Origin of the sequence: Streptomyces sp. NPDC059224 (genome assembly GCF_042754285.1) — a bacterium.
GTDB lineage: Bacteria > Actinomycetota > Actinomycetes > Streptomycetales > Streptomycetaceae > Streptomyces.
Genome location: NZ_JBHZAN010000082.1, coordinates 1 through 11,853, shown reverse-complemented (window position 1 = coordinate 11,853; position 11,853 = coordinate 1). Strand labels below are relative to the sequence as shown.

General features: G+C 68.7%; 10 protein-coding genes. 9 read left to right on the top strand and 1 reads right to left on the bottom strand.

What is annotated here, in order from left to right; genetic code table 11:
* Positions 1–688 precede the first annotated feature (688 nt).
* The 7 genes from ACFXI4_RS44245 (at position 689) to ACFXI4_RS44215 (ending at position 9,156) form a co-directional block, all read left to right on the top strand.
* On the top strand, positions 689–1,687 hold the full coding sequence (locus tag ACFXI4_RS44245) for an ABC transporter permease (RefSeq protein WP_362718430.1): 999 nt from the start codon (positions 689–691) through the stop codon (positions 1,685–1,687).
* Between the two features lie 37 nt (positions 1,688–1,724).
* Complete coding sequence (locus tag ACFXI4_RS44240; RefSeq protein WP_385003286.1) at positions 1,725–3,500, top strand: ABC transporter substrate-binding protein; 1,776 nt, start codon at positions 1,725–1,727, stop codon at positions 3,498–3,500.
* Between the two features lie 72 nt (positions 3,501–3,572).
* Positions 3,573–4,580: an ABC transporter permease gene (locus ACFXI4_RS44235; RefSeq protein WP_385003283.1), complete on the top strand. Its 1,008-nt coding sequence runs from the start codon at positions 3,573–3,575 to the stop codon at positions 4,578–4,580.
* On the top strand, positions 4,577–5,668 hold the full coding sequence (locus ACFXI4_RS44230; protein ID WP_362718421.1) for an ABC transporter ATP-binding protein: 1,092 nt from the start codon (positions 4,577–4,579) through the stop codon (positions 5,666–5,668). The genes ACFXI4_RS44235 and ACFXI4_RS44230 overlap by 4 nt, the downstream gene beginning before the upstream one ends.
* Positions 5,665–6,957 (top strand): ABC transporter ATP-binding protein, encoded by a 1,293-nt coding sequence (locus tag ACFXI4_RS44225; protein ID WP_385003279.1) that lies wholly within the window; start codon positions 5,665–5,667, stop codon positions 6,955–6,957. Before ACFXI4_RS44230 ends, ACFXI4_RS44225 begins: the two co-directional genes overlap by 4 nt.
* Before the next feature lie 100 nt (positions 6,958–7,057).
* Complete coding sequence (locus ACFXI4_RS44220; RefSeq protein WP_385003276.1) at positions 7,058–8,449, top strand: M1 family metallopeptidase; 1,392 nt, start codon at positions 7,058–7,060, stop codon at positions 8,447–8,449.
* Between the two features lie 47 nt (positions 8,450–8,496).
* On the top strand, positions 8,497–9,156 hold the full coding sequence (locus ACFXI4_RS44215; RefSeq protein WP_362718412.1) for a trimeric intracellular cation channel family protein: 660 nt from the start codon (positions 8,497–8,499) through the stop codon (positions 9,154–9,156).
* On the opposite strand, the gene ACFXI4_RS44210 is transcribed toward ACFXI4_RS44215, so the two are convergent.
* A complete protein-coding gene (locus tag ACFXI4_RS44210; RefSeq protein ID WP_385003272.1) occupies positions 9,065–10,294 on the bottom strand; it encodes an alpha/beta hydrolase in 1,230 nt (409 codons plus the stop codon). The genes ACFXI4_RS44215 and ACFXI4_RS44210 overlap by 92 nt on opposite strands.
* A gap of 165 nt (positions 10,295–10,459) precedes the next feature.
* On the opposite strand from ACFXI4_RS44210, the gene ACFXI4_RS44205 reads away from it, so the two are divergent.
* Both ACFXI4_RS44205 and ACFXI4_RS44200 read left to right on the top strand, forming a co-directional pair.
* Positions 10,460–11,311 carry a thioesterase family protein gene (locus ACFXI4_RS44205; RefSeq protein ID WP_385003269.1) on the top strand — a complete coding sequence of 284 codons (852 nt, stop codon included), beginning with the start codon at positions 10,460–10,462 and terminating at the stop codon, positions 11,309–11,311.
* Between the two features lie 244 nt (positions 11,312–11,555).
* Positions 11,556–11,750, top strand: a complete 195-nt coding sequence (locus ACFXI4_RS44200) for a hypothetical protein (RefSeq protein WP_385003266.1) — start codon at positions 11,556–11,558, stop codon at positions 11,748–11,750.
* The last annotated feature ends 103 nt before the right edge of the window (positions 11,751–11,853 follow it).

The window sequence follows — 11,853 nt, the reverse complement described above, 5'->3', positions numbered from 1 at the left end:
TGGATAAGAGAGAGCTCCAGGGAACGGGCGCGCCGCTTCGTCGCGGCCTGGTTCCGCCGAACGGAATTCGCCATGGGGAAGCGCTCTCATCGGCCTCCCCGTGTCCGGGTAAGCGGTTGCTCTCGGGGCGGTCAGGTGAATTATCAGAGGAACATCTGATCCGCAAGGTCCCGATTGTTCACTTTGTGGAGGGAGAGAGAAGGAACTGTGTTGACATAGCCATGACAATAAGCGGAGCGTGACGTCAGTCACGTCGAGTGGGGTCCACCCTGCGCCCAAACCTCCGCTTCTCCGTCCGGCGGTGCGACGGTGGGTGACGGGCAGTCAACTGCGTGAGTGCGATCTCCGCGCGTAGACCGGCGCGACTGGGGTGGAGTTGGCGCCTTTGGTGGGATTGATTCCGTCCGGCCTGGATGGCCTGCGGTCCGGATAGCGGAAACCCCGGTCGTCATCACGGTTGCGCATACTTTCTCCATCAGGCCTGGCGTGTGATCACCAGTGCATTGAAGACTCGCCTCTCAGACGCGAGGTCGGCGATCCTGCGAGCCGGTACGGACCCGTACCGGTCGAAGGGTCTCGTGGACAGTCGGGCCGCAACCATCGGCGGCCACCGCGCAGTCAAGCGAACCAAGCCGCCCACCGCGGCGGACAAAAGCCGGTCACCACCGGTGAGAGGGGTCAGGTCACTGTGACCGCACCGATCGAGACCACTGGGTCGGCAGCCGAGGCACAGCCGGAAGCTGTGCTGGAGGGTGCCGGAAAAGGGCAGATCGAGGGCCGTTCCCTCGGGCAGATCGCCTGGACCCGGTTCAAGAAGGACAGGGTCGCCGTGGCCGGCGGCATCGTTGTCGTCCTGCTGATCCTCGTCGCGATCCTCGCCCGCCCCATCCAGGCCCTGCTCGGCCTCGACCCCAACGCCTTCCACCAGGACCTGATCGACGCCAACACCTCGCTGCCGAACGGCGGTTGGGGTGGCATGAGCCTTGACCACCCGCTCGGTGTGGACCCGAAGTTCGGCCGGGACATCGCCACCCGCATCCTGGAGGGCTCCTGGGTGTCCCTGGTGGTCGCCTTCGGCTCGACCATCCTGTCGAACGTGATCGGCGCGATCATGGGTGTGGTCGCGGGCTACTACGGCGGCCGGGTCGACTCGGTCATCAGCCGTCTGATGGACACCTTCCTCGCCTTCCCCCTCCTGCTGTTCGCCATCGCCATCTCCGCCACCCTCCAGGGCGGCGCGTTCGGCCTGAACGGACTGCCGCTGCACCTGAGCGTGCTGATCTTCGTCATCGGTTTCTTCAACTGGCCCTACCTGGGCCGGATCGTGCGCGGCCAGACCCTCGCCCTGCGGGAGCGCGAGTTCGTCGACGCCTCCCGCGGCATGGGAGCCAAGGGCCCGTACATCCTGTTCCGCGAGCTGATGCCCAACCTGGTCGGTCCGATCATCGTCTACTCGACGCTGCTGATCCCGACCAACATCCTCTTCGAGGCGTCCCTGAGCTTCCTCGGCGTCGGCATCCAGCCCCCGCAGGCGTCCTGGGGCGGCATGCTCCGCGAAGCCGTGACGTACTACCAGGTCGATCCGCAGTACATGATCGTGCCCGGCCTTGCCATCTTCATCACCGTCCTGGCGTTCAACCTGCTCGGTGATGGTCTCCGCGACGCTCTCGACCCGCGCAGTCGCTGACGCCTGCCGTCACCGAGAGCCCGACAAGTTTCCGACAATGGAGGGGAACCCACCCATCATGCGAAGGTCAGCGCTGGCCGCGATCGCGGCCATCGGCTCCGCCACCCTGCTGGTTGCAGGGTGCAGCAAGGCCGATGACAACAAGGACGGCAACGGCGGCGGCAGCTCCGCCGCGGCCAACGCGGCTACCAAGGGTGTCGTCAACGCGTCCGACAAGAAGGGCGGCACGGTCACCTACGAGCTGTCCGACGTCCCGGACTCGTTCGACCCCGGTAACACGTACTACGCCTACATGTACAACTTCAGCCGGCTGTACGCCCGCCCGCTGATGACGTTCGAGCCCGGCCCCGGTTCCAAGGGCAACACCCTGGTCCCGGACCTCGCCGCGAGCAAGGGCGTCCCGAGCGACGGCGGCAAGACCTGGACGTACAAGCTGCGTTCGGGCCTGAAGTACCAGGACGGCACGGCGATCACGTCCAAGGACGTCAAGTACGCCGTCGAGCGCTCCAACTTCGCGCGTGACGTGCTCTCCCTCGGCCCGAACTACTTCCAGCAGTTCCTGGTCGGCGGCGACAAGTACAAGGGCCCCTACAAGGACAAGAGCGCCAAGGGCCTCGCGTCCATCGAGACCCCGGACGACACCACGGTCGTCTTCCACCTGAAGCAGGCCTTCCAGGAGTTCGACTACCTGGTCTCGGCCCCGCAGACGGCCCCGGTCCCGCAGGCCAAGGACAACGGCGTCGACTACGTCAAGAACATCGTGTCCTCGGGCTCGTACCAGTTCCAGAGCTACGAGGACGGCAAGCAGGCCGTGCTCGTCCGCAACAAGAACTGGGACGCGAAGACCGACCCGCTGCGCAAGCAGCTGCCGGACAAGATCGTCGTCAACCTGAAGGTCAACGCCGAGACGATCGACAAGGACGTCCAGGCCGGCGACGCGATCGACCTCGGCGGTACGGGTGTCCAGGCCGCCACGCAGGCCCAGGTGCTCACCGACTCCGCCAAGAAGGCCAACACGGACAACACCTACGGTGGCCGTCTGGTCTACATGGCGATCAACACCAAGCTGAAGCCGTTCGACAACGTCGCCTGCCGCAAGGCCGTCGAGTACGCGGTCGACAAGGTCTCGGTGCAGACCGCCGAGGGCGGCCCGATCCGCGGTGACGTGGCCTCCACGGTGCTGCCTCCGGACATCCCGGGCTACACCCAGTCGGACGTCTACGCCAGCGCCGGCAACAAGGGTGACGTGACCAAGGCCAAGGAGCAGCTGAAGGCCTGCGGCAAGACGTCGATCAACACCAACATCACGGCCCGTTCGGACCGCCCGCAGGAGATCGACGCCGCCACGGCGATCATCAACTCGCTGAAGAAGGTCGGCATCAACGCGACCCTCAAGCAGTACCCGTCGGGCAAGTACTTCACCGACTACGCGGGTGTGCCGAACTTCGCCAACAAGCAGAACGTCGGCCTGATGATGATGCAGTGGGGTGCCGACTGGCCGTCCGGCTACGGCTTCCTGCAGCAGATCCTGAACGGCCAGGCGATCAGCCAGTCCGGTAACACCAACCTGTCGCAGTACAACAACAAGTCGGTCAACGACCTGCTGGCGAAGGCGATCGGCACCCAGGACGACGCCGCGCGCAACGCCATCTACACGCAGATCGACAAGCAGACCATGGACGACGCGGCCCTCGTGCCGCTGACCTACTTCAAGGTCCTGCTGGCCCGCCCGACCACCTTCACCAACCTGGTCTCCACGGCGGCCTTCAGCGGCCAGTACGACTACCTCAACATCGGCGTAGCGTCGAAGTAGCAGCCCCGGAAGGCAGGTGAAGGCATTGGTGCCCGCGGGCCGAGAGGCCCGCGGGCACCAGCGCCGATCCCCGTGATCTCGTACATCCTCCGTCGGACGCTCGCAGCGGTGATCCTGCTGCTGGTCGTCTCCGCGGTCACCTTCGCCATCTTCTTCGTGCTGCCGCGGCTGGCCGGGCAGACCGCAGATCAGCTGGCGCAGCAGTACATCGGCAAGAGCCCGTCGAAGGCGGACATCGCCGCGGTCAAGCACAACCTCGGTCTGGACCAGCCCGTCTACGTCCAGTACTGGCACTTCATCAAGGGGATCGTCTCCGGCGCCACCTATGACCTGGGCCCGACCACGGTGCACTGCAATGCGCCGTGCTTCGGCTACTCCTTCAAGACCCACCAGGCCGTCTGGCCGCAGCTCACCTCCCGGATGCCGGTGACCCTGTCGCTGGCCCTCGGCGCCGCTGTCCTGTGGCTGGTCTCGGGTGTGGCGATCGGCGTGGTCTCCGCGCTGAAGCCGCGCTCCTTCTTCGACCGCACCTTCATGGGTGTGGCCCTCGCCGGCGTCTCGCTGCCCATGTTCTTCACGGGCAACCTGGCGATCCTGCTCTTCACCTACCAATGGCCGATCTTCGGCCGCACGTACGTCCCGTTGACCGACAACCCGGCGCAGTGGGCCAACACCCTCATCCCCGCCTGGTGCTCGCTGGCTCTCCTGTACTCGGCCATCTACGCGCGGCTCACCCGCTCGGGCATGCTGGAGACGATGAACGAGGACTACATCCGCACGGCCCGTGCCAAGGGCCTGCGCGAGCGCAAGGTCGTCGTCCGGCACGGACTGCGCGCCGCGCTCACCCCGATCATCACCGTGTTCGGCATGGACCTCGGTCTGCTGCTGGGCGGCGCGGTGATCACCGAGACCGTGTTCTCGCTGCACGGCATCGGGCAGTACGCGGTGCAGGCCATCGATGACAACGACCTGCCGCCCATCCTGGGCGTGACCCTGCTCGCCGCCTTCTTCGTCGTCATCGCAAATCTCCTGGTGGACCTGCTCTACGCCGCCGCCGACCCGCGGGTGAGGCTCTCGTGACCGAACTCTCCAAGACCGGCGCGGCCGTGGGCGAGCCCACGCCGTCCCACACGCCCGAGGCCTTCCTCGAAGTCCGCGACCTCAAGGTGCACTTCCCGACGGACGACGGCATCGTCAAGTCCGTCGACGGCCTCAGCTTCTCGCTGGAGAAGGGCAAGACCCTCTCCATCGTGGGCGAGTCCGGCTCCGGCAAGTCCGTGACCTCGCTGGCCATCATGGGCCTGCACCGGCTCGGCGCCCGCGGCAAGAACGTCCGGATGTCCGGCGAGATCTGGCTGGGCGGCAAGGAGCTGGTGAGCGCGTCCCCGGACGAGGTGCGCCGGCTGCGTGGCCGCGAGATGGCGATGATCTTCCAGGACCCGCTGTCCGCGATGCACCCGTACTACAAGATCGGCGACCAGATCGTCGAGGCGTACCGGGTCCACCACGACGTCAGCAAGAAGGTCGCCCGCACCCGGGCCATCGAGATGCTCGACCGGGTCGGGATCCCCGAGCCGGCCAAGCGCGTCGACGGCTACCCGCACGAGTTCTCCGGCGGTATGCGCCAGCGCGCCATGATCGCCATGGCCCTGGTCAACAACCCCGAGCTGCTCATCGCGGACGAGCCGACCACCGCCCTCGACGTCACCGTCCAGGCGCAGATCCTCGACCTGATCCGCGACCTGCAGAAGGAGTTCGGCTCCGCGGTCGTCCTCATCACCCACGACCTGGGTGTGGTCGCCGAGATCGCCGACGACGTACTGGTGATGTACGGCGGACGGTGCGTGGAGCGCGGCCCGGTCGACGAGATCTTCGAGAAGCCGCAGCACCCCTACACCTGGGGCCTGCTGGGCTCGATGCCGCGCATCGACCGCGAGACCTCCGACCGGCTCATCCCGGTCAAGGGCCAGCCGCCGAGCCTCATCAACGTCCCCTCGGGCTGCGCCTTCCACCCGCGCTGCCCGTACGCGGACCTTCCCAAGGGGAACGTCACCCGCACGGTCCGTCCCGAGCTGCAGCAGGTCGACGGCGGCCACTGGTCCGCCTGCCACCTCTCGGCCGAGGACCGCACGCGGATCTGGACCGAAGAGATTGCGCCGAAGCTGTGAGTGAGACGAAGAAAACCGATGAGGCGGTCGTCCCGCAGCAGGCGTCCGCTCCCGAGGAGTCGGCCCGCGACCGGGGCGTGCTGCTGAAGGTCGAGGGCCTGCAGAAGCACTTCCCGATCAAGAAGGGCATCCTGCAGCGGCAGGTCGGCGCGGTGAAGGCCGTCGACGGCATCGACTTCGAGGTGCGCAAGGGCGAGACCCTGGGCGTGGTCGGCGAGTCGGGCTGCGGCAAGTCGACCATGGGCCGGGTCATCACCCGCCTCCAGGACCCGACCGGCGGCAAGGTCACCTTCGAGGGCCAGGACATCACGCACCTGTCCGCCACGAAGATGCGCCCGCTGCGCCGGGACATCCAGATGATCTTCCAGGACCCGTACGGCTCCCTGAACCCCCGGCACACCATCGGCTCGATCGTCTCGGCGCCGTTCCGGCTCCAGGGCGTCGAGCCGGAGGGCGGGGTCAAGAAGGAGGTCCAGCGTCTCCTGGAGCTGGTGGGCCTGAGCCCGGAGCACTACAACCGCTACCCGCACGAGTTCTCCGGCGGTCAGCGCCAGCGCATCGGCATCGCCCGTGCGCTCGCCCTGAAGCCGAAGCTGGTGGTGGCCGACGAGCCGGTCTCCGCGCTGGACGTGTCGATCCAGGCCCAGGTCGTCAACCTCATGGACGACCTCCAGGAGGAGCTGGGCCTCACGTACGTGATCATCGCGCACGACCTCTCCGTCGTCCGGCACGTCTCGGACCGGGTCGCGGTGATGTACCTCGGCAAGATCGTCGAACTCGCCGACAGCCCCAAGCTGTACGAGTCGCCGATGCACCCGTACACCAAGGCGCTGATGTCGGCGGTGCCGGTTCCGGACCCGAAGCGCCGGGGCCAGAAGAGCGAGCGCATCCTGCTCCGCGGCGACGTCCCGTCGCCGATCGCCCCGCCCGCCGGCTGCCGCTTCCACACGCGGTGCTGGAAGGCCACGGAGATCTGCAAGACGACCGAGCCGGCGCTCATCGAGCTCCGCCCGGGCCAGCGGGTCGCCTGTCACCACCCGGAGAACTTCGCCGACCAGGCTCCTCAGGACACGGTCCTGCTGAGCGCGGCGAAGGCGGCCTCCGAACTGGTGGGCGAGGCGGTCCTGGAGGAGTCGGCGCAGACGCCGGAACCGGTGACGGAGGCCGCGGAGGCGGCTCCTGAGCCGGAGGTGGCTCCTGAGCCGGAGGCGCGCGCCGACGCCGCCGCCGACGACGCAGCCGACGCCACGGCCGAGTCGCCGAAGTCCCAGGAGTCAACGGACAAGTAGCCCATGACACAACTGGGTAAAGACATGTACATGTCCTAACGGGAGGGCGCAGAGTCGACCGTGTCTGTTCGCTGACCGGCACGCTCGAAAGGGACGACTCATGCGCCTCTCCCGTTCGGCACGTCTGGCGGCTGTCGCGACCGCGGCAGCCGCCTCCTTCGTCATCGCGGCCGCCCCCGCCCCCACCCCGGGTGCCGCGGGCATCGGTGACCCCTACTTCCCGGAGCTCGGCAACGGCGGCTTCGATGCCCGCCACTACGACCTCGACGTGGCGTACAACCCGGACACCGACCGCCTCGACGGCCGTACGACCCTCACCGCCCGCGCCACCCAGAAGCTCTCCTCCTTCGATCTCGATCTCCAGAAGCTGGAGGTCACGCGTGTCGAAGTGGACGGCCGGCGCGCCCAGTTCACACGCACCGGCGACGAGATCACCATCACGCCGCGGAACCCGCTGGCCAAGAGGCACGAGTTCACCGTCTCCGTCGCCTACGGCGGGATACCCGAGGCCCTCAACGGCCCCATCGTCTTCGGCTCCGACTACGGCTGGATGAAGACCACCGACGGCGTCTTCGTCGCCTGCGAGCCCAACGCCGCCTCCACCTGGTTCCCGTCCAGCGACCACCCCTCGGACAAGGCCACCTACGACATCCGGATCAAGGCCCCGAAGGGTCTGACCGGCGTCTCCAACGGCCGGCTGGTCTCGACGTACGACAAGGGCGCCTCGACGTACACGCACTGGCGCGAGAGCAGGCCCATGGCCACCTACCTCGCCACCGCCACCATCGGGAAGTTCGACGTGCGGACGGGGCGGACGCCCTCCGGCATCCCGATCTACGTCGCCATCGACCCGGTCCTCGCCGACAGCAACAGCGTCGACGTGTACGCCGTGACCGCCGCCGCCACCGACTACTGGTCGCAGATCTTCGGGCCGTACCCGTTCGAGGAGACCGGCGCCATCGTCGACGACATGCCGGAGGCCGGGTTCTCGCTGGAGGTGCAGAGCAAGCCGGCCTACTCGGCGGTGCGCAACGAGACGACGATCGTGCACGAGCTGGCCCACCAGTGGTTCGGCGACTCGGTGAGCGTGGCGCAGTGGAAGGACATCTGGCTCAACGAGGGCTTCGCCACCTACGCCCAGTGGCTGTGGGCGGAACACCAGGGCACCCGCTCGGCCCACGACTCCTTCCTGGCCGGCTACAACTCCCGGGCCGCCGACAACCCCTTCTGGGGGACCGTCGTCGCCGACCCGCAGCGCGACACCATGTTCGCCTCGGCCGTCTACCAGCGCGGCGCGATGACCCTCCAGATGCTGCGCGAACGCATCGGGGACACCGCGTTCTTCAAGCTCCTGCCCGCCTGGACGAAGCTGCACCGCTACGGCAACGCCGACACCGCCGACTTCATCCGCCTCGCGGAGAAGGTGTCCGGGCAGCAGCTGGACGACCTGTTCCAGACCTGGCTGTTCACCACAGGGAAACCCGCCCTGTGATCCTGGCTTTGTAAGGTTCATGCACCCTGACAGGACACAATGTCAGGGTGCAGCTCCAGCAACTCTTCTCTCCCTCCGTCCAGCACACGCTCGACGTCATCGGCATCTTCGTGTTCGCCATCTCCGGCGCGCTGCTGGCCGTCCGCAAGAACTTCGACGTCTTCGGCATCGCCGTGCTCGCCGAGGTCACCGCGCTGGGCGGAGGGATCTTCCGGGACGTGATCATCGGGGCGGTCCCCCCGGCCGCCTTCACGGACCTGGGGTACTTCATCACCCCGCTGCTCACGGCGCTCGTCGTGTTCTTCCTGCACCCGCACGTCGAGCGGATCCAGTCGGCTGTGCTGGTCTTCGACGCGGCCGGCCTCGGCCTGTTCTGCGTGACCGGGACCACGAAGGCGTACTCCTACGGCCTCAACCTGACCTCCTCGGTGGCCCTCGGCCTCGCCACCGCGGTCGGCGGCGGTGTGCTCAGGGACGTGCTCGCCAACGAGGTCCCCTCGCTGCTGCGCTGGGACCGCGACCTGTACGCGGTCCCGGCGATCGTCGGGGCGACCCTGGTGGCGGTGTGCATCCGTTATGACGCGCTGACCCCGGTCACCAGCGGGCTCGCGGTCGTCACCGCTTTCGTGCTGCGCCTGCTCGCGATGCGGTTCCACTGGCGAGCGCCGCGCGCGTGGAACCGGCGGACGACGGTTCGTGAGGAGTAGTGGCGGCCCTGACGTGGCTCTGCCCCATGTTGACCGTCAGCCACTCGAAGACGGCCGGGACCTGGGGCCGCCACAGCGCCATGTTGTGACCGCCCGCGCTGCGCGGCAGGAACACCACGTGCACGGTGGTCGGTGCCTTGGCGATCTGTTCGAGGGCCACCGCGGCCTGGTAGCCGTCGCCGGACTCGCCGGAGAGGTAGAGGGCGATCCGGGGCGGGGCGGTCGCCCCGCGGAGCAGCAGGTAGGGGTTGTTCCGCTCGCGCAGGGGCACGCTCTGCGCGGTGAGTGAATTGCGTTCGCCGATCGGGTCGTTGTACCCCGACAGGCTGACCGCGGCCCGGTAGCGGTCCGGGTGGGCGACGGCCAGCCTGACCGCGCAGTGCGCGCCCGCCGAGTACCCGGCCACCGCCCAGTTCGCGGGCTCCGCGGCGGCGCGGAAGTTGTCCGTCACCATCTTCGGCACGTCGACGCTGAGCCAGCTGTCGGCGTTGACCGTGCCCGGGATGTTGGCGCAGCCGGTGTCCACGCCGGCCAGCAGGTTGGTGCGCGGCGCCACCAGGATGAAGGGCGCGACCCTGCCGCTCCTCATCAGCGGCTCCAGCTGCTCGTGCACCTTCAGGGAGCCGAACCAGGCCTTGGCCGAGCCGGGGTAGCCCGGCAGCAGCTCCACCACCGGGAACCGGTGGTCGCGGTAGGCCGGTTCGCCGTACTGGGGCGGCAGCCAGACGTAGACCTCGGCGTCGACGCCCGAGACCCGGCCCCTGAGCTGGGTGACCCGCACGCCGCCGGCCGCGTGCATGGCCGGTCCGTCGGCCGCCGTGAAGTCCTGCCGAACCTTGGGCAGCCGTCGCAGCGCTATGCCGCCGGTACCGTCCTGGCCGAGGTTCGCGGCCTGCTGGACGTGGTCGCCGGTGCCGAGCAGGTCGGCCCAGTTGTCGTACAGGTTGTTCTGGTTGTTGACCAGCACGAAGATCAGCGTCACCGCGGTGGCCTGCGCGAACAGGAGCATCAGGACCCGGGCCGCGGTGCGCGCGGCCCGGGGCCCGCGCATCCTCGACCACAGCACGAGCGGGAGTATGAGGGCGACCACGGACAGGACGACGGTCGTGTAGAGGAACGGAGTCCCGGTGAGGCTCATGTCCCCATAGAGGGGAATTTCCTGCTCCGGGTTACGGACGTGTCCGGACACTTACCTGGAAATTGCCGGAACCTCACCCGGCGGGGGGATCCCTTACCGGCCGGGCCGTTGGTGCGTGGATCACAAAAGCTACCGCTTAGTAATCACTTCTTGTACTGTTCGGACATGCCAGAAGCAGCTTCCACGCGGGCCGTGATCGGCGACAGCGAGTTCGACCGTGACACCGCGGTCACCCGGCGCACGCCCGGGGTCTACGACATCGACCTCTCGGCCGGCTGGACCATCATCAGCGCCGTCAACGGCGGCTACCTGCTGGCCGTCCTCGGCCGGGCCCTCGCGGACACGCTGCCGCATCCGGACCCGTTCACCGTCTCCGCGCACTACCTGACCGCGTCCCAGCCGGGCCCGGCAGTGATCCGCACGGACACCGTCCGCACCGGCCGCACCCTCTCCACCGGCCAGGCCTCGCTCTTCCAGTACGACGACGACGGCAACGAGGTCGAGCGCATCCGCGTCCTCGCCTCCTACGGCGACCTCGCCGCCCTCCCCGACGACGTCCGCACCACGGCCACCCCGCCCGCCATCCCGCCGATGGACCAGTGCTTCGGCCCCGAGGACGGTCCGGCCCCGGTCGACGGCAGCTCCGCCATCACCGAACGCCTGATGCTGAAGCTGGACCCGTCGACCCTGGGCTGGGCCCTCGGCGCTCCCTCGGGCAAGGGCGAGATGCGCTCCTGGTTCGGCCTCGCGGACGGCCGTGACGCCGACCCCCTCGCCCTGCTCCTGGCCGTCGACGCGCTGCCGCCCACCGCCTTCGAGATCGGCCTCAAGGGCTGGGTCCCCACGGTCGAACTCACCGTCCACGTCCGCCACCGCCCCGCCCCGGGCCCGCTGCGCGTCTCCGTCACCACCCGAAATCTGGCCGGCGGCTTCCTGGAGGAGGACGCGGAGGTCTGGGACAGTTCCGACCGACTGGTCGCGCAGTCACGGCAGTTGGCGCGGGCCCGCCTGGCCTGACGTGTCCGCGCGGACTCCGTTCTGTCACGGCCGTGGACCGGCGAGTACGGCACGGTCGTTCAGAAAGGCGCAGGTCAGCGTGGCTCCTTGAGCCGCCCTTCACCCGAGTCGCAGGCCGGGGACAGCGCGGGCCCAAGTGCGCCCTGAGGGCCGTTGGCCGAGTGCCACGTCTCAGGACCTCATCCTTCACGGAGCTGTCTCTCATGAAGCGTGCGCGTCTCGTCCCCGCGATCGCCCTGCTCGCGTGGACCCGCTGCTGCTGACCGCGTGCGGCTCGGGCGGCTCGGCGTCGTCCTCCGGCGGCGGCTCCGGCCGGTCGCAGTCCTGCCAGGCGCCGTCCGGCGGCCCCGGCGGCGGCTGCGGCGGCGGTCAGGGCGGCCCCGGCGCGGGCGGTGCGGCGCCCGGCGGGGCGCCGGCCCGGCAGGCCACGAAGAGCTGACACCGGGCGTCCGCGGCGGGGGGGGGGGGGGGGGGGGGGGGGGGGCGCCCCCCCCCCCCCCCGGGGGGGGCCCGCCGGGGGAGGGGGGGGGGGGTGTTAACAA

What these genes read in the sequence shown, in the direction of transcription:
- ACFXI4_RS44205 (WP_385003269.1), top strand. Translation starts at nt 10,460, where the DNA reads ATGCCAGAAGCAGCTTCCACGCGGGCCGTGATCGGCGACAGCGAGTTC.
- ACFXI4_RS44210 (WP_385003272.1), bottom strand. Translation starts at nt 10,294, where the DNA reads ATGAGCCTCACCGGGACTCCGTTCCTCTACACGACCGTCGTCCTGTCC.
- ACFXI4_RS44220 (WP_385003276.1), top strand. Translation starts at nt 7,058, where the DNA reads ATGCGCCTCTCCCGTTCGGCACGTCTGGCGGCTGTCGCGACCGCGGCA.
- ACFXI4_RS44240 (WP_385003286.1), top strand. Translation starts at nt 1,725, where the DNA reads ATGGAGGGGAACCCACCCATCATGCGAAGGTCAGCGCTGGCCGCGATC.